At 60.1% G+C, this 16,229-nt stretch carries 19 protein-coding genes and 1 pseudogene; 7 read left to right on the top strand and 13 right to left on the bottom strand.

Translation table 11 applies throughout. The annotated features are described in order from the left end of the window. Positions 1-10: 10 nt before the first annotated feature. Both GY791_19725 and GY791_19720 read right to left on the bottom strand, forming a co-directional pair. Complete coding sequence (locus GY791_19725) at positions 11-424, bottom strand: DUF393 domain-containing protein (protein MCP4330630.1); 414 nt, start codon at positions 422-424, stop codon at positions 11-13. Positions 425-471: 47 nt separating this feature from the next. Continuing rightward, positions 472-1,005 carry a GbsR/MarR family transcriptional regulator gene (locus GY791_19720; GenBank protein MCP4330629.1) on the bottom strand — a complete coding sequence of 178 codons (534 nt, stop codon included), beginning with the start codon at positions 1,003-1,005 and terminating at the stop codon, positions 472-474. Positions 1,006-1,180: 175 nt separating this feature from the next. On the opposite strand from GY791_19720, the gene GY791_19715 reads away from it, so the two are divergent. The 5 genes from GY791_19715 (at position 1,181) to GY791_19695 (ending at position 5,208) form a co-directional block, all read left to right on the top strand. After that, positions 1,181-1,435: a hypothetical protein gene (locus GY791_19715; protein MCP4330628.1), complete on the top strand. Its 255-nt coding sequence runs from the start codon at positions 1,181-1,183 to the stop codon at positions 1,433-1,435. A 28-nt stretch (positions 1,436-1,463) separates the two neighbouring features. Further along, positions 1,464-2,933, top strand: a complete 1,470-nt coding sequence (locus tag GY791_19710) for a patatin-like phospholipase family protein (protein ID MCP4330627.1) — start codon at positions 1,464-1,466, stop codon at positions 2,931-2,933. A gap of 172 nt (positions 2,934-3,105) precedes the next feature. After that, positions 3,106-3,477: a hypothetical protein gene (locus tag GY791_19705; GenBank protein MCP4330626.1), complete on the top strand. Its 372-nt coding sequence runs from the start codon at positions 3,106-3,108 to the stop codon at positions 3,475-3,477. Positions 3,478-3,595: 118 nt separating this feature from the next. Beyond that, positions 3,596-4,531, top strand: coding sequence for a methylenetetrahydrofolate reductase (locus GY791_19700; GenBank protein ID MCP4330625.1), 936 nt, complete (start codon positions 3,596-3,598; stop codon positions 4,529-4,531). Next, complete coding sequence (locus GY791_19695) at positions 4,528-5,208, top strand: LysE family translocator (GenBank protein MCP4330624.1); 681 nt, start codon at positions 4,528-4,530, stop codon at positions 5,206-5,208. Before GY791_19700 ends, GY791_19695 begins: the two co-directional genes overlap by 4 nt. A 16-nt stretch (positions 5,209-5,224) precedes the next feature. On the opposite strand, the gene GY791_19690 is transcribed toward GY791_19695, so the two are convergent. The 3 genes from GY791_19690 to hisF are packed head-to-tail and all read right to left on the bottom strand — an operon-like array spanning position 5,225 to position 6,733. After that, on the bottom strand, positions 5,225-5,593 hold the full coding sequence (locus GY791_19690) for a histidine triad nucleotide-binding protein (protein ID MCP4330623.1): 369 nt from the start codon (positions 5,591-5,593) through the stop codon (positions 5,225-5,227). Between the two features lie 11 nt (positions 5,594-5,604). Continuing rightward, positions 5,605-5,913 (bottom strand): phosphoribosyl-ATP diphosphatase, encoded by a 309-nt coding sequence (locus GY791_19685; GenBank protein ID MCP4330622.1) that lies wholly within the window; start codon positions 5,911-5,913, stop codon positions 5,605-5,607. Positions 5,914-5,926: 13 nt separating this feature from the next. Then, entirely contained in the window at positions 5,927-6,733 is an 807-nt protein-coding gene (gene hisF / locus GY791_19680; protein MCP4330621.1) for an imidazole glycerol phosphate synthase subunit HisF, read from the bottom strand. 215 nt (positions 6,734-6,948) lie between these two features. Between hisF and GY791_19675 the strand changes: the two genes are divergently transcribed. Then, the gene (locus tag GY791_19675; GenBank protein MCP4330620.1) at positions 6,949-7,476 is read left to right on the top strand and encodes a hypothetical protein; all 528 of its coding nucleotides are present in this window, start codon (positions 6,949-6,951) and stop codon (positions 7,474-7,476) included. Positions 7,477-7,482: 6 nt separating this feature from the next. Here GY791_19675 and GY791_19670 read toward each other — a convergent pair. Both GY791_19670 and GY791_19665 read right to left on the bottom strand, forming a co-directional pair. Further along, a pseudogene (locus tag GY791_19670) lies at positions 7,483-7,563 on the bottom strand (1-(5-phosphoribosyl)-5-((5-phosphoribosylamino)methylideneamino)imidazole-4-carboxamide isomerase). Between the two features lie 142 nt (positions 7,564-7,705). Then, a complete protein-coding gene (locus GY791_19665; protein ID MCP4330619.1) occupies positions 7,706-8,941 on the bottom strand; it encodes a hypothetical protein in 1,236 nt (411 codons plus the stop codon). Positions 8,942-9,199: 258 nt separating this feature from the next. On the opposite strand from GY791_19665, the gene GY791_19660 reads away from it, so the two are divergent. After that, complete coding sequence (locus GY791_19660) at positions 9,200-10,378, top strand: RelA/SpoT domain-containing protein (protein MCP4330618.1); 1,179 nt, start codon at positions 9,200-9,202, stop codon at positions 10,376-10,378. Between the two features lie 505 nt (positions 10,379-10,883). Here the strand turns inward: GY791_19660 and GY791_19655 are convergent. The 6 genes from GY791_19655 to hisB form a co-directional block, all read right to left on the bottom strand. Further along, positions 10,884-11,810, bottom strand: coding sequence for an IS1595 family transposase (locus GY791_19655; protein ID MCP4330617.1), 927 nt, complete (start codon positions 11,808-11,810; stop codon positions 10,884-10,886). A gap of 48 nt (positions 11,811-11,858) precedes the next feature. Beyond that, positions 11,859-12,911 carry a hypothetical protein gene (locus tag GY791_19650; GenBank protein MCP4330616.1) on the bottom strand — a complete coding sequence of 351 codons (1,053 nt, stop codon included), beginning with the start codon at positions 12,909-12,911 and terminating at the stop codon, positions 11,859-11,861. Between the two features lie 429 nt (positions 12,912-13,340). Continuing rightward, the gene (hisA, locus tag GY791_19645) at positions 13,341-14,060 is read right to left on the bottom strand and encodes a 1-(5-phosphoribosyl)-5-[(5-phosphoribosylamino)methylideneamino]imidazole-4-carboxamide isomerase (GenBank protein ID MCP4330615.1); all 720 of its coding nucleotides are present in this window, start codon (positions 14,058-14,060) and stop codon (positions 13,341-13,343) included. Further along, entirely contained in the window at positions 14,057-14,575 is a 519-nt protein-coding gene (locus GY791_19640) for a GNAT family N-acetyltransferase (GenBank protein MCP4330614.1), read from the bottom strand. Before GY791_19640 ends, hisA begins: the two co-directional genes overlap by 4 nt. 8 nt (positions 14,576-14,583) lie before the next feature. Beyond that, complete coding sequence (hisH, locus tag GY791_19635) at positions 14,584-15,228, bottom strand: imidazole glycerol phosphate synthase subunit HisH (GenBank protein ID MCP4330613.1); 645 nt, start codon at positions 15,226-15,228, stop codon at positions 14,584-14,586. 50 nt (positions 15,229-15,278) lie between these two features. Next, on the bottom strand, positions 15,279-15,881 hold the full coding sequence (gene hisB, locus GY791_19630) for an imidazoleglycerol-phosphate dehydratase HisB (GenBank protein ID MCP4330612.1): 603 nt from the start codon (positions 15,879-15,881) through the stop codon (positions 15,279-15,281). Positions 15,882-16,229 lie beyond the last annotated feature (348 nt).

The raw sequence follows: 16,229 nt of genomic DNA, 5'->3' as shown, positions 1-16,229 counted from the left end.
GCGGTGCCGGTCATGCGGCACCGGCGGCGCGGTGCGTGTTCCAGGATTGCAACGCCGGCACCAGCATATGGTCGTAGACCAGACCCGCCAATCCATGCAGTCCGGGGATGCCGACCAGCCACGCCAGCCAGCGATAGCCGGGCAGCTCGCGCCAGATCGCAATGAAGGCATCGACGCCGCTCTGCAAGACGCCGTTGCGGTCGATCACATGGAGCCGGCGCCGCGCCTCACGGGTGTCGACGCCGAAGCAGGCGAGCGCGTCCGGGCAGCTGTCGACATCGCGCCACAACAGCTCGCGGTGACCGGCGGCCGCGCGACGGTAGTTGGCGATCTCGCGGTCGCACACCGGACAGGCGCCGTAATAGAAGGTGGTGACGGAGGTCGGCCGTCGCGGAAGATCGGTTTGGGCCTTTGCTCGGTCCATGGTTTGGTCCTTTCGGTGCAACGCGCCCGGATTTCGCCGGTGCGAAATCAGGCCGCTTTCTTGGGCACGAAGCGGGCGACCTTGGCGCCCATCTTCATCAACGCGATCAGGGTCGGCTTGGGCAACGACTTGACCTGATCGTACCAGGCGGTGAGGGTTTCCATGAAGCTCAACATGCCGGCGATACGGGCGGTAATCTCGGGGTCGGTCTCCGTGTCCGCCTCGGCGGCCAGCATGCAATCGCGCAGCATCGACAGGGTGGGGTCGATCTCACGCCGCTTGCGCTCCTCGACGATGCGGGTCAGCATCTCCCAATTGTCCTTGGTCGAAGCGAAATGGTCGCGGCGGTCGCCGAGGACGTGGGTCATCTGTACCAGGCCCCAAGCCTGGAGCTCTCTGAGGCCGGTGCTGACATTGGAGCGGGCGATCGACAGGGTTTCCGCGATTTCGTCTGCCGCCAGCGGGCTCGGCGCCAGATAGAGCAAGGCATGGATCTGGGCCACCGAACGGTTGACCCCCCAGCGTGTCCCCATCTCTCCCCAATGCAGGACATAGCGTTCCATCACCGGTGTCAGTTTCATTTTATTTCCTTAATTTCTGTATTAACAGAAATTATAGATAATTCAGCTGTATTCGTCAATTCGGAATTGGAGGCCGGCGGGGATAGGCGAAGGAATGTGGCGATTCCCACTGGCGGAGGTCATGAACGGTGCCTAATGTGAAGCAATCTGCAAACCGAATCGGGGACGATAATCAATGCCCAACAATTGGGTCACGGTGAACGGACCGGCGGACCGGAACGTTTACATCAACGGCGCCTACGAAGCGCCATCCGGCAAGACCGGGGCGGCCTTTCCGGTCGAAGCCGGTCCCAACACGTTCGAAACCCTCGACGCCCGTAAGCGGATCGACAACCGGGTCAAGAAGACGGTCAAGGAAGGCGACTTGCCGTGCTCGGTGACACTGGCCACGGTCGAACCGCCGGAACCGACGCGCGTGGCGGCGAGCTAGACCGGTAGGCCGCATCATGGCAAGCGCAATGCGACGCGTCCTCCGCGCCGGGATCGCGACGGCGTTGGTCGCGGTCGTCGCCGCGTGCAGTTATCCGACGCGCAATATCGAGGCGACCGCCCTCGATCCCCGCCAGGGCTACGTCTGGTCGGCGCTCGACGAGAACGAGCTCCGCGATACCGTCTTTATCGTCACCGCCTCCGGTGGCGGCACGCGGGCGGCGGCGCTTACGCTGTCCGCGCTCAAAGGACTGGCCAAGACGCAGCTCCCGTCGGGCCGCAATCTGGCCGACGAAATCGACATCTTTTCGTCGGTTTCGGGCGGCAGCGTGACGGCGGCCTATTTCGCGCTGCGCGGCAGCGAAGGTTTCGCGACCCTGGAAAACGACTTCATCAGGCAGGATGGCATCGGCACCCTGGCATGGCGTGGCCTCAATCCCGTCGGCCTTGCCGAACTGTCGACGCCGGCCAAGGAACGCATCGACCTGTTGATCGACTACCTCGAGGAAACCCTGTTCGGTGGCAACACCTATCAGGCGCTGATCAATCGCCGCAAACGGCCCTACCTTATCCTCAACGCCGGCGACATGGTGGCGGGAACGCCGTTTCCTTTCACCCAGGCTTATTTCGAGCTGCTGTGCTCGGAGCTGAAGGATTTCAAGCTGTCCGAAGCGGTCGCTGCGTCGGCCGCGTTTCCGGCCGCGCTATCCCCAGTGACGCTGACCAATTACTCGCCGTGCGAGCTCCAGAATGTCGGCCGTTGGCCGCCGACCTGGGTTCAGAACGCCGCCAACACGGACTGGTACCAGAACCCGTCGCGCACGCGGCGCGGGCGGGTGGCACAGGCCTACGCGCTCGGCACCTCGGTCCCGGCACCTTACGGTAAGGACTACATCCATCTCCTCGACGGCGGTATCGCCGACAATTTGGGGATCAGCGAGCCGTTTCGCTTCCTGACGACGATGGACGTCCATCCGATGCTGTACAACGAGATTGCCCAGGGCAATATCCGCCGCGTCGTGTTCGTCGTGGTCAATTCGCGCTCGGAGCCCACATCGGCGCTCAACGCGGAGAAGGCGACGCCCGGTATCATCTCGATGGTGACCGGCACCATCAGCGCCGCCATGGACAACGCCACCTTTTCGACCTTCGAGCGTATGCGCGCATTGCTCAAGGAGCGCTTCGACGCGGCGGCCAACGATCCTTATACGCCGCCGGTCCCGGCGCAAAGGTTCCGCGATGTCGAGACCTTTTTCATTCCGATCGACTTCGCCGCCATCGATGACGAACCCTGCCGCCACGCCTTCGAAAATATCGCCACCAGCTGGACGTTGCCGGCGCCGCAAATCGATGCCGTGATAGAAGTCGGTCAGGCGCTGCTGGGACGGGCGCCGGACTTTCAGCGGATGCTCGCCGGGACCGGCGCCGATATCGCCGAACCCCTGCCTCACCTCGACGACGCTTGCGAGACCATCGCCGCCGCGCAAATGGCGGACTGATTTACCAAGCACCGCATCTTGCGCATTCAGATTTGCTTGTCGCCGCGGCTTGGCTACAATGGCGGCGCCGAATGCCGTGGCCGGTGGCGTCCAAGGGATTCAGGCGCGCCGCGGATCATTTCGCAACGGATACGGTCAACGAAAAAGACCACAGCAAGATGGGAGACAGTGAATGGTTGGAACGATGAAGCGAGTAGCGGTCGCGTTGCCGTTGGCGATGCTCATCTGCGCGGCATCCGCGCAAGCGCAGTTGAACCCGTTCAAGCGCGCCGATTTGTCCCTTTCGGAGGCCGATCTCAAGAAGATGAACGCGGCCTCGGAGCCGCTTTACACGGCCGAACCCCCGGTCGTCGGGTCGGCCGGCTCGTGGACCGGCGACAATGGCGATTTCGGCACCGTGGAGCTGATCGAGGTTCTCGAGTGGCGCGGCCTGCCGTGCCGCAAGCTGCACCACATCATCAAGATCAAGGGCGTGCGCGATCCGATCAGCCTGACCGTCGACCGCTGCAAGACCGCCGAAGGGGAATGGAAGATCCGCTACTAGCGGGCGTCTGACTGGCGCCGCGCCGGCGCGGCTCTATGGCGGGGCGGCCCGGGCATGGATGGCGCGTGCGCGGCCGGTGCCTAATTTCTCGGAATTGGTGAACAAAGGGGCGCAGGCCGTGACCGGCAATACAAAATCAGGCGGACGTCTCGAGCGGGTGCTGCGCGCGGGACAGTTCGCTCTGACGGCGGAAACGACGCCACCGCTCACCGCCGACCCCGAAGTCGCGATCGACCGGGTGCGTCCGCTGTCGGCGCTCGCCGATGCGGTCAACGTCACCTCCGGCGCCCGCGCTCGCACCCACCTGTCGACCCTGGCCACCGCCGGCCTGCTCGCCCGGGTCGGCATCGAGCCGGTGATGCAGTTCACCACCCGCGACCACAACCTGTTGAGCCTGCAGGCGGAAATCCTCGGCGCCGCCGCCCTGGGCACGCCCAACATCCTGTGCCTTCACGGCGATTCCATCGAGGCCGGCGACGAGCCCTCGGCGACCGCCGTTCACGACCTCGACTCGACCGCCCTCGCATCATTGGCGCGGCGTATGCGGGATGACGGCGAGACCCGCTCCGGCCGCAAGATCGAGCCGGCGCCGCGGATCTTCATCGGCATGGCGGACACGCCCACCGATCCGGGGGCCGAATGGTCGGCCGACCGCCTAAAGGCGAAGCTCGCCGCCGGGGCGGATTTCTTCCAGACCCAGTACTGCTTCGACATGGCCGTCTGCCGCCGCTACATGGCGCGGCTGGCCGACGAGGGAATCACCGAATCGGCCTATTTCCTGATCGGCACCGCCCCCTTCGCCTCGGCCAAGCAGGCACGCTGGATGGATGAGAACCTCTACGGCGTCCATGTGCCCGCGGCGATCGTCCGGCGCCTCGACGGGGCCGCCGACCAGGCCGCCGAAGGCCAGGCGATCGGTCTCGAAATGCTGCAGCAACTGCAGGACATTCCTGGGGTGGCGGGCGCCCACATCATGGCGCCCGGGGCCGAGGCCAGAGCCGCCGCAATGATCGCGGCCTGCGGCATCATCGATCGGCGGCGGGCATCGGCTTGAGTGGGCTGTCGAGCGACGCGCTGCTGATCTTCGCGGCGACGGAGTTCTTGCTGTGCCTGTCGCCGGGCCCGGCCGTTCTGCTCGTGCTCGGACTGTCGGCGCGGCGCGGCTTTGGCGCCGGCATGGCGGCAACGGCCGGGATCCTCGCCGCGAATATCATGTATTTTTCGCTGTCGGCTGTTGGCATCGGGGCGGTCATCCTCGCCTCGCAGCTGCTGTTCACCGTGCTCAAATGGGCCGGCGCCGCCTACCTGCTCTATCTCGGGATAACCATGGCCTGGCCGCCGGTCCGCCGGTTGATCGGGCGGCGGGCGGCGGATGGCCATACACCCCCGCCGGCGCGCTCGGTCGTCATTGCCCGCGACGGCGACCGGGGGCGGTGGAAATCCGCCCGTCGCGGCTTCGTAATGCAGGCGGCGAATCCCAAGAACCTGGCCTTTTTCGTCGCCATCCTGCCGCAATTCATTCACACCGGCGACACGGTGGCGCTGCAACTGGCCGTACTGGGGGCGATCTCGGTCCTGCTCGAGCTTCCCGTGCTCGTCGTCTACAGCGCCGCCGCCGCGTGGAGCGCGGCGCTGCTCGGGGACCGCGTGATGACCTGGATCGAAGGCGTTGCGGGCGGATTTCTGATCGTTATCGCCACCGGTCTGGCGACCTTGCGCCGCGCCGCCTAGAACCGTTTCGCCGCCGCTATTTGTCGACCGGCTTGATCATCCGCCCCAGATTCTTGCCGGCAAAGATGTGGACATGGAAATGCGGCACCTCCTGGTGGGCGTCGCGCCCGCAATTGGTCAGCGCCCGATAGCCGTTTTCGACCGTCCCCAGGTCGCGCGCGACCGCGCCGACGGCACGGAAGAATCCGGCGATCTCGTCGCTCGAGGCATGGGCCGTGAAGTCGTCCATATCGGCGTATCGCCCTTTTGGAATGACCAGCACATGGACCGGCGCTTGGGGATTGATGTCGTGAAAGGCCAACGCGTAATCGTCCTCGCAATATCTGTTGCAAGGGATCTCGCCGCGCAGGATCTTGGCGAAGATGTTCTGGTCGTCGTAAGCCATGGCAATCCTTTCTACGACCGTTGCTGCTTTTCCTCGATGCCGCTGAAGCCGCGGCGGGCGGCGAGCGTCGCCCAGACGTCCTCGGGCCGGATCCCGGCAGCCGCCCACAAGACCAGCAGGTGATAGAGGAGATCGGCGCTCTCGGCACGGATTCCGTCGGCGTCGCCGCGGGTCGCCTCGATCACCGTCTCGACCGCTTCCTCGCCGACCTTCTGGGCGATGCGCGGCAAGCCGCGCGCGAACAGCATCGCCGTGTGCGACTTGGCCGGGTCGGCGCCGCGCCGGCTTTCAATCACCCGATAGAGATCGTCGAGGGTCATCGTGCCCGAATCGTCATCCGCCATGATCGTCGTCCTTTCCGTATTCGCTATCGGAGGCCGCCACGTCCCGGACCGGCACGCCGGCGGACTTCATGTACGCCTTGGCCTCGCCGATCGAATAGGTGCCGAAATGGAAAATCGAGGCGGCGAGGACGGCGGTCGCATGCCCGTCGCGAACGCCCGCGACCAGATGATCGAGGACCCCCACGCCGCCCGAGGCGATGACCGGAACCGGGACCGCGTCGGCGACGGCCCGGGTCAATTCGATATCGAAGCCCTTTCCGGTGCCGTCGCGGTCCATCGAGGTGAGCAGGATCTCGCCGGCGCCGAGATCGGCCATCCGCCGCACCCAGTCGATCGCCTCGATACCGGTCGGTTTGCGTCCGCCATGGGTATAGATGCCGAACCCCCCGCTTTCCTCGCGCTTGGCGTCGACCGCGACGACGATGCACTGGCTGCCGAATTTCTCCGCCGCCGCGCCGACGAAGTCCGGGTTATCGACCGCGGCGGTATTGATCGAGACCTTGTCCGCCCCGGCCAACAGAAGCTTGCGGATGTCGTCGACGGTACGCACGCCGCCGCCGACGGTGAGCGGCATGAAACATTGCTCGGCGGTGCGCGCGACCACGTCATAGATAGTGTCGCGGTTCTCGTGGCTGGCGGTGATGTCGAGGAAGCAGAGCTCGTCGGCGCCGGCGGCGTCATAGATCTTCGCCTGCTCGACCGGATCGCCGGCGTCGCGGAGGTTGACGAAGTTGACGCCCTTGACGACGCGGCCGTCCTTGACGTCGAGGCAGGGAATGATGCGGGCCTTGAGCATGGGGTCATGACATAGAGGCGCCAGTGCATCCGAATCAAGGGTCGTCCGCGTTGGGCGACCACCCGGCGCGCGCTTCGAGTGGCGCCACAGATGAATTATTGGTACCGTTTTTCAGACGATCTACGACCAAGCGGCGTGTCAAAGTGTTCGGCTGGTTGCGGAAAAAACAGCGGCATCAAAAAAACGCATCGGAGCGGGCGGAACTCGAGTCCTTCGTGATCTCGCTGGACGCCCTTACCCAATACCTTCGGTCGTGCGTCGCCGACCACCACATCCTGTCCCTCGCGGGATCGGAGGAGGAATTGGCGAAAGCTGTGGAGACCGGCAACGGCAAGACGACCGTGCCGATGAAGATGGACCTTCGGCTCGGCCTGGTCGTGTTCCAAGCCGCCATCGGCGTTGTCCGCCATGCCGCCCCCGATACCCTGCCCATAGAAACCCGCGCCAACGGAGCGCGGTTCGTCCTCATGCATCTCTTCGACCTCGGCGACGAGACCGCATCCCAGATCGCCACCACGCTCCTCAATCGGTCCCACGAAATCAACGAAGAGATCGAGGCCAAGATGGATACCGACGCCGAGGCCGAGCTCGATGACGACAGCCAAGTCGAAGCCTTCGCGGTCGGTCATTATTTGAGCCAGGAGTTCCTAGCCGCCTACCAGCCGGGTCAGGACCCACCGCGGGCGTCGGATAAGGTTCGGAACGCCATAGACGACCTGCTCGCGCGTAGCGACCCGGGCTGACCGGCGTTATCCTCGCAGCACCGCGATCGCCGCCGCCAGATCGATGCGGCCGTCATAGAGCGCCCGCCCGCAAATGACGCCATCGAGCGCGCCGGCATGGATGAAGTGCTCTAAGGCCAACGGCCCAACAGTGGATTATTGATTTGAGAAATCGACGGGACATTGATTTCGTTTGCGACCGATGGGCGCGGCCAGCAGACTGAATTCTTGATTATCGTGTCTCACAATACTAATCGACATCTAAGTAATCTGGCTGCGCGCCTTCTTTCCATACGCCAGTTGTGGCAAACGTCATCACATTGTTCACCGCCTCTTCTAGGCGTTCGTTCGAACCTTTCTTCCGCGCCGCCAATAGCTCATTACCGTAAATGCGAGCCAATTTTTGAGCCTCATCCAACCCTTGAAACCTAAATACAACCGAAATGTGTCCTTCTGCGAGTGAAACAATAGGATAACTATCGCCCTCCCACCCGACCGTATTCAAACTTCTAAAGGATTTGATTGCCTCGGCCAATAAAGGTTCTGCATCGTCCCAGTTGCTGGCATTTGCAGCGATTATTAGTAACTGTTGTGCATACGCATGTTCTATCTGCGGCGAGCTAAAAGCTTGTTTCGCAGTAATGAATTTTTCTAACGCTTCAGATTGGTGTCCAAAACTACGTAGAGCGAGCCCATATTGCAGCCAATACAAGCCGTCAACATGGAATGTTGTTTCGAAAGCCCCGTAGACTGCTCTAACGCGCGACTCGTCGTTTCGCATCATCTGCTTGACGAACCTATTATTGATTATAGACTTAAATACAACTCCATCCGACTTACCCACATGTCGAATAACCGGAGCTTCGTAGTCTGCGTAAGCGGTTAGTAGCGATATTAAGCAATCCCTTATTATGTCGGCACCTACAATCTTTTCGAATAACTCCCTCACGTAGACGGGATGCCGAGCAGAAAATTTACCACCGTTACTCAATACTATACCTTCGACCTCAGACGCGAGGATGTTCACATCTTCAGCAATCGCCAAATTGACCAATGCTCGACCTACAATACTGGGGCTGATCGTGGATCGGTGAATACTCGCAAGGCCAACAAGCACGAGGAATTTCGCGTGGCTGTCGTCACCGATCTTAGCAAAGTCATTCCGAATGATCTGAATGAACCCGACACCGGTAGTCGCCTCCATCAGTCCGATTAGAAGTTGTCGATCTGCCTTGTGGAAAATCTCATTTGTCCTTTCCGATTCGTTCATCCTCTGCAAACGCGTCCACGGCCCGAATTTCTCTATTTTCTCCAATATTTCACTAGCGTCGTCTTTAACAATTCTTTTGACGTCAAAAACCTTAGAAGTGTGTTGACCTAATATATCCCTTACTCTGCGAGTCCAAATATTGATTCGCTCGGAGAATATCAAGCATGCGTTGCTAACGTTAGAACACTCAAGAAGCTCTCCGAGTTCTTTGTGCATTGATTCAATCTTATCGATAAAAATGTAGAATTTGTCAGTGTTTATCTCTTCTAATGATAAGATTACGTTCTTTATGTCTGAGACTGGCTCACGAAGAAAGTATACTGGGGTATTAGATTCTCGACTAAGTTGAAGCGCGGCTTTCATCATAGCCGTACTTTTTCCGCTGCCTGCTTGCCCAACTAATGCAATGCATTTTCCCTTTGCCCCATGCGGGAACTATCCGGTTGACGTACCGATATAAGGACGGCAATATTAATGCTCGATTTCGCAGCGCCGACCTCGAAGGGGGCCGGGAGCATTGCTATAGCATTCAGACGCTGGTTAGATGGCGCCAGTTTCGACGTGCTGTGGAGAGCCCAATTGATAAATGGTCGGCTGGCGGGGTTCCCTGGTGGCTCGAAGGGGCGGGTAAACCGCGCAGGAGAGCGTGTTCGTGATGGCGCCGCAACCGAGGACGATGTTGCGGTAATTGATACGTGGCGAGAGGCCCATCGCCACGTAATTAATTCCTTCCAAGCAATACTCCGCAATAGAACCCGGGGAAGAGACATAATCGTTGCGCAACGGCACAAGCGCAAACGGACGATTTTTGACAAATTGCGTCGGTATCCCAGGATGCAGCTAAGCCGCATGGATGATGTGGCCGGTTGCCGTCTTATATTTCAGAATATTGACGAGTTAAATGCGTTTCGGGAGAATTTCCGAGATCGATCAAGGTTTAATCATAAGGTGAAAAATGATCCCGACAAATATGACTATATCAAGAACCCCAAAGATACTGGGTATCGCGGGGTTCACGATGTTTATGAATATGACGTGAAGTCCGAAATTGGGCGGACGCGAAAAGGACTTCTCATAGAGCTTCAGTATCGGACGATATATCAGCACGCTTGGGCGACATGCGTAGAGGTTGTTGGTTTTATAACCGAGGACCAGCCAAAATTTGAGCGCGGCAACGCGCAGATGCTACGAATTTTGCGCTTGGCGAGTGAGATCATTGCGAGGTCTTTTGAGGAGACGCAATCAAGCTTGCCGGATTTGTCTGATGATGACTTAGTGGAGGAATTCACGACGCTTGATGATGAGTTGAATTTCATGCGCATGTTGCGCGGCTTAAATGCGGCCGATCGTCATATTGCAGACGAGAAAGATGTCATTTTTATTTTTGGGGGTGAAATTGAGAATGGCACAGAAGAGCTTGAGGTACTCACATATCCGAGCACGACACAAGCCCTTCGTGCTCTTTTTGAACTTGAACGCGAAAATCCTGGACTTGACATAGTTCTTGTCAGGGGCGACCGGCCGGAGGATGTTCGTGTCGCGTTCAAGAACTATTTTTCAGACGCTCGACAGTTCATTGATCTGATTGACGCGGGGTGCCGAAATTTGATGGCAGATCGCGTGGTCTATGTCGGGGCTGAGGGGGTGAATTGATCTCGATGTCTAGGTCACATGCCTTGCGAAACAAGACCGAGTCTGTAGAACAAGGCCGTGATGAGCTATTGCTCCGTCTTCTGCAAACACCACCACAACCGCGCCCAAAACGGGAGCGAAACGCCAAACCTAAGCGCAAAACCGCAAAGAAGAAAACCCCGGCCAAGTAGCCGGGGTTTTTGATAATGGAGCAATCATGAGTAACATGGACGCACTCAATCCCGACGCGATCACCGTTTTCTCCGAGGTTGGCCCAAAGCCTCCAGAAGATCATCAACGGTATCGGATTTTAGCGAATACGGGTCGAATGCTACGCCAAGCACTGTCTTACATATTGGGCAGATCATGCTGACTCCGTTGTACAGTGGGCCGGTCAATTTGTTGCCGATTGTGATGCTCTCAAGATCGGCGTGATCGGTCATTCTCTGACACGAAGGACATTTGCCTAGGCTAACCATTCTGGTTTCTCCTGTTCCGCCAACGAATGAACGCCTTAGCGTGCTGCTTAGGCGTTCGCGGCTTCACGAGGTTGTTGATACATGAGGCGCTTGCCTTTCGCGCCGCGCAGCAATTCGTCGGCCCGCTCGCCGTCGGTGATCTTGCGCGTATTGTGCCTGAAATCGAACTCGGCAAGGTATCGGTATAAATGAGCTTCGCTCACGTTGTGGAATGAGCCCATCATGCCCCGCTTTAGAAGGGCGAAGTAGCTTTCAACGGTGTTCGTATACCAGAACGTGCCGCGCACATACTCCTCGGCGCTGTGATTGACGGTGCCGTGGCCGGCGAACTCTTCACCGATCTTGGGGTAGACCGTGTGTTCGTCGGTCATGAGGTATGACTGGCGGCTTGCGGTCTGCACGAGGATAGGGCGAAGGGTCTTCGAGTTGACGTTTGTAACGTGAAAGGAACGAGCTTCACCGTCGCGTTCAACGAGAGTGAACACGGCCTGTTTCTTAGGGACTGGCTTGCCACGTTTGGCATTGCGGGCCTTGCCGCCGACATAGGTTTCATCGGCTTCCACGACCTTGTTCTCACCGCCGATAGGGCCGCGCTTTGGGTCAATGGTGCACTCCCGCAGGCGATGGAACAGGAACCAGGCGGTTTCGTATGTGGTGCCGATCATGCGCTGTAGCTGCAAGGCGCTCATGCCTTTCTTGGAGGACGCCATGAGTTGCGCGGCGAGCACCCATTTGGAGAGCGGTATCTTGCTGCGCTCCATGACGGTGCCGACTGTCACGGTAAAGGGCTTGCGACAGTCCTTGCACTTGTGAACGCCGGGGCGGGTGCTCTTGCCTTTGAGTTTGGTGACCCGATCGCCCATGACGCCACAGCGGGGACATACGGGACCATCAGGCCACAGAAGGGACTCTAGATGCTCGCGCGCCTTGTTGTCATCGTGGTAGATCGGGTTGGTAAGATCGACTTTTGCCATAATCCTGTTCCTTTCGTCCCTTTAATATAGGGATTGGAGTATGGTACGTCAACCAGATAGTTCCCCCCCATGCTGCTCAATAGTTTTTATGAAATTGCCAATAAAAGTAATATTCGCCGGAATATCATCTAAAATATCCACCCATTTTGGTTTGAAGCCTCTGTAAAAATCTCGAATTTTACCCGTCTCTTCACTAACAGAAGTGCGCGGCAGGCTTTCTGAACTAACAAGAATCACGCTGTTAAGAGCACGCTTTTGTTTATCGGTAAGGGTTTGGCCGATATTTCGGAGCTCCGGACGTCTGGCCACAGCCAGATCCCAGCCTGTTAGTTTACCTGTAAACTCTTGCCTCATCCAGGAAGCGAAATCTTGTATTCCGCCTGAGATATGCTGGAGATTCAGTCCTTCCAAATGGTGTTTTTCAATATCCGTCGCTGTCGGCGTCACTACGTAACCACGTAACGGCGATCTCCGAAGAGTGGACCGCATTTCGGCCAGTGCATGTTGAAGCAATGGTTCGTGGAGGCGGCTTCCAATGAACAAGAAAGTGTAACTGCTGTAGTTTTGCGCAAGCTCTTTATACCAAACAGGAATTCGGCGTGACCCCTCGCCATATTCTTGTGGGGAAAAGATAAAGCCATCTTCTGGTTTGTCTGCGCTGCCGTTAAGTTTGATAAGTTGTAAAGTATGGAATATGGGATCTAGCTCTTCCAGCGGGGAATTTCTGAAATATATTTCTAGCTTCTGCTGACTGGTCTTTCGGGCCGCATTTTCAAAGCAATCATCTATGTTCAGTGTATAGACGCGCGGCCACGGAAACGATGCGATATCACTAAGAGCCGCAGACGGTCGCGAATTTGTCAGACGCCGCCGAATGTAGGATTGCAGTCGTGCTGAATTGGTTGCGTTGATCGCAGAGTACACAGTGCTAAGCGGTTCGTCAGAGTAACTCCACCCCATGTCTGACGAGAGTTCTTTCGCAAGGTCACTGGCCATAGGAAGTTCGGTCCCTGCCGGATCGACACAACCGACCGATGCGCCCGCGCCAAGAAATAGCATCGTTCGGCCATCGAGATAGGCTTTTCTTATTTCAGGAAGCATTCTTCCTCCAACACGACCGCTGCGTCCTTGTTAGACCGTAGAATTCGAACACAGGAAATGCTAAATGGCTGATACTAAGTGACCAAAATTGACTGGAGTTTCATATCTATAAACACATCAACTATATTCATTATTGGGGCTCCTTTATGAAGTCGAGCAGAACCCACCTATATTCATCTCTCGAACAACCAACGCTACGCTGTCGCAAAAAGGAGCTCTCATTAGATTAACGCACACGGTAGGAATGTACGAGAGCTGTGTTTGTCAAGAATATGAAAGTATGCAGCGGGTTGCCACGCGTGACAGAAGAGCCGAGACCGAACTCGATGCCGACAGAATTGTTGACACCTTGTAGGTAGCTCATTACCTGGGCCAAGAGTTCCATGACGCGTATCAGCCGGGTCAGAACTCACAGATGACCGAGCGGTCTCAGCCACGCAGCACCGCGATCGCCGCCGCCAGATCGATGCGGCCGTCGTAGAGCGCCCGCCCGCAAATGACGCCATCGAGCGCGCCGCCACTCTTGAGCGCGCGAAGGTCGTCGAGGGTGGCGACGCCGCCCGAGGCGATCACTGGAATTGACAGCGCCGCGGCGAGCTCCGCGGTCGCCGCGACGTTCGGACCGGCGAGCGCGCCGTCGCGGTCGATATCGGTATAGATGACGGCGGCGACGCCGGAATCCTCGAACCGCCGGGCGAGGTCGAGCGCGGTCACGGCGGAGGTTTCGGACCACCCCTCGACGGCGACCCGGCCGCCGCGGGCATCGATGCCGACGGCGATCCGGCCGGGCCACGCCCGCGCGACTGCCTTGACCAGATCCGGGTCACGCAGCGCCACGGTGCCGAGCACGATGCGCCGGACGCCGCGCGCCAACCAGTGGTCGACGGTCTCGCGGTCGCGGATGCCGCCGCCGAGCTGGAGCGGCACCGGCGCCGCCGCCACGATCGCCGTCACCGCGTCGCCGTTGACCGGACGGCCGGCGAGGGCGCCGTTGAGGTCGACGACATGAAGCCATTCGCAGCCCGCGGCGACGAACGATTCGGCCTGGCCGGCCGGGTCGTCGTTGAACACCGTGGCCGCCGCCATGTCGCCGCGCACCAGCCGCACGCAGGCGCCGTCCTTGAGGTCGATCGCCGGGTAGAGGATCAAGAAAGTTCCTTGTAGTAGTAGTGGCCGGCGATGAAGCGGCCGCGGACCTTGGCGTAGAGCGGGTTGGTGCCCCAGCGCACGAAGCCGAGCGCGTCGAAGTGGCGGATGGCGGCGGTCTGGGTCTCGCGGACGTCGAGGTGCAGCAACTTGAAGCCGCCGCTGCGGGCGGCCTCTTCGACGGTCTCCACCATCGCCCGGGCGAGGCCGTGGCCGCGCGCCCAGGGGGCCAGGAAATGGCTCTCGAGGCGGGCCGCGAAGGCCTGCGATTCCTTACTCGGGCTCGGCCGCACGAGCTGAACCGAACCACAGATCACACCGTCGAGGCGGGCCGCGAAGAGGTCGCGCTCGGGCACCAGCAGCACGCCGCGCCAATAGGATTCGAGGACCTCGCGCGGCGGCGGTTTGACCCACCCGAAGCCGCCGCCGTCGATGATCGCGGCCTCGGTCGCCTCGCACAAATCGTTGAGGTCGCCGGACGAAAACTCGGTCAGCCGCGCGGTTTCCGTGGTCGCCATGATCTCCCTCACGGTTGCCAAGCGAGGAAATTGGCGATCAGCCGCAACCCCGTCCTTTGGCTTTTTTCGGGATGGAATTGGGTCCCGACCATGTTGTCGCGGCCGACGATCGCGGCCACCGGGCCGCCGTAATCGACGATCGCCAGCACGTCCTCCGGGTCGCCCGCCGCGAACCGATAGGAGTGGACGAAATAGGCGTGATCGCCGGTCGCGATCCCGGCCAGCACGGGGTGGTCGCCGGCGACGATGTTCAAGTCGTTCCACCCCATGTGGGGGATCTTGAGCGTTGGGTCGGTGGGCGCCAGCGCGACCACATCGCCGGCGATCCAGCCCAAGCCGGCATGGCTGCCGAATTCGAGCCCGCGTTCGGCCATCAGCTGCATGCCGACACAAATGCCGAGGAACGGCTTGCCGGCCTCGCGCACCGCGCGGCTGAGCGCGTCGACCATGCCCGGCACCGCGTGGAGGCCGGCGCGGCAATCGGCGAAGGCACCGACGCCGGGCAGCACGATATGGCTGGCATCGGCGAGTTCTCCGGCGTCCGCGGTGACGACGACCGTGCCGGCGGCGCCCGATTCGCGGGTTGCGCGCTCGAACGCCTTGGCCGCCGATCGCAAGTTCCCGGACCCGTAGTCGATGATAACGGCCTTCATTCTATCCTGATCGTCATTGCCGGCCCGGCGGCGGCCGGGTACCGAGATTGTCAGTCGAGCGAGCCGCCGAGCACGCCCTTGGTCGAGGGGATCGCATCGCCCTTGCGCGGATCGATCTCGATCGCGTCGCGCAGTGCCCGCGCCAAGCCCTTGTAGCACGACTCGATGATGTGGTGGTTGTTCTCGCCGTAGATGTTCTCGACGTGCAGGGTGAGGCCGGCGGCCTGGGCGAAGGCCTGAAACCATTCCTTGAACAACTCGGTATCCATCTCGCCAAGCTTGGCCCGCGTGAACGCCACCTTCCAGATCAGATGGGGCCGGTTGGAGGCGTCGAGCGCCACCCGCGACAGCGTCTCGTCCATCGGGATCAGCGCGTCGCCGTAGCGGCGGATGCCGCCGCGGTCGCCGAGCGCCTGGTTGATCGCCTCGCCGATGGCGATGCCGGTATCCTCGGTGGTGTGGTGGAAGTCGATATGCAGGTCGCCGGTCGCCTTGAGGTCGAGGTCGATCAGGCTGTGGCGCGACAATTGCTCCATCATATGGTCGAGAAACCCGATTCCCGTCGACACGCTATAGGTGCCGTCGCCGTCGAGATTGACGGTCGCCGCGATACGGGTCTCCTTGGTCTTCCGTTCCACCGTGGCGGTACGCATGGGAATGATCCCTGGCAAGGTCTGGGCCGGGCCGGGCCGGGATCGGCCGGGCCGAATGCGGCGCTCTTTTAGCAGGTCGGCCGCGGCGGCGCCAGTGCGAGCGACGGCGTATTTCAGCGAAGCGGACCCGGACGAGGCCCGAGGCGACGTGCCGCGAGCGGGTGCGACGCGTCCGGCGCTGACACTCGGGCGAGCAACCGCGCACTAGCTTATACCAAGTCTCTGTGAGTGGGACTCATATAGGGGCTTTCCGGAACGGTGTTTTTCTGATTCAAGATGGCAAACGGATGGAGGTTTGCCATGGGTTCTCCGGTTTCACTTCGAGACGATTTTGGTGCGGCCGGACTT

The sequence above is a fragment of the Alphaproteobacteria bacterium genome (genome assembly GCA_024244705.1).
In the GTDB taxonomy this organism is placed as follows: Bacteria; Pseudomonadota; Alphaproteobacteria; order JAAEOK01; family JAAEOK01; genus JAAEOK01.
Note: the sequence above shows the minus strand (reverse complement) of the source record. Positions and strands in the feature narration are given on the sequence as shown.

What these genes read in the sequence shown, in the direction of transcription:
- GY791_19655 (MCP4330617.1), bottom strand. Translation starts at nt 11,810, where the DNA reads ATGGCAAAAGTCGATCTTACCAACCCGATCTACCACGATGACAACAAG.
- GY791_19640 (MCP4330614.1), bottom strand. Translation starts at nt 14,575, where the DNA reads ATGGCGACCACGGAAACCGCGCGGCTGACCGAGTTTTCGTCCGGCGAC.
- GY791_19705 (MCP4330626.1), top strand. Translation starts at nt 3,106, where the DNA reads ATGGTTGGAACGATGAAGCGAGTAGCGGTCGCGTTGCCGTTGGCGATG.
- GY791_19660 (MCP4330618.1), top strand. Translation starts at nt 9,200, where the DNA reads ATGCTCGATTTCGCAGCGCCGACCTCGAAGGGGGCCGGGAGCATTGCT.
- hisB (MCP4330612.1), bottom strand. Translation starts at nt 15,881, where the DNA reads ATGCGTACCGCCACGGTGGAACGGAAGACCAAGGAGACCCGTATCGCG.
- GY791_19690 (MCP4330623.1), bottom strand. Translation starts at nt 5,593, where the DNA reads ATGGCTTACGACGACCAGAACATCTTCGCCAAGATCCTGCGCGGCGAG.
- GY791_19715 (MCP4330628.1), top strand. Translation starts at nt 1,181, where the DNA reads ATGCCCAACAATTGGGTCACGGTGAACGGACCGGCGGACCGGAACGTT.
- GY791_19720 (MCP4330629.1), bottom strand. Translation starts at nt 1,005, where the DNA reads ATGAAACTGACACCGGTGATGGAACGCTATGTCCTGCATTGGGGAGAG.
- GY791_19710 (MCP4330627.1), top strand. Translation starts at nt 1,464, where the DNA reads ATGCGACGCGTCCTCCGCGCCGGGATCGCGACGGCGTTGGTCGCGGTC.
- GY791_19725 (MCP4330630.1), bottom strand. Translation starts at nt 424, where the DNA reads ATGGACCGAGCAAAGGCCCAAACCGATCTTCCGCGACGGCCGACCTCC.
- GY791_19685 (MCP4330622.1), bottom strand. Translation starts at nt 5,913, where the DNA reads ATGACCCTCGACGATCTCTATCGGGTGATTGAAAGCCGGCGCGGCGCC.
- GY791_19650 (MCP4330616.1), bottom strand. Translation starts at nt 12,911, where the DNA reads ATGCTTCCTGAAATAAGAAAAGCCTATCTCGATGGCCGAACGATGCTA.
- hisF (MCP4330621.1), bottom strand. Translation starts at nt 6,733, where the DNA reads ATGCTCAAGGCCCGCATCATTCCCTGCCTCGACGTCAAGGACGGCCGC.
- hisH (MCP4330613.1), bottom strand. Translation starts at nt 15,228, where the DNA reads ATGAAGGCCGTTATCATCGACTACGGGTCCGGGAACTTGCGATCGGCG.
- GY791_19665 (MCP4330619.1), bottom strand. Translation starts at nt 8,941, where the DNA reads ATGCACAAAGAACTCGGAGAGCTTCTTGAGTGTTCTAACGTTAGCAAC.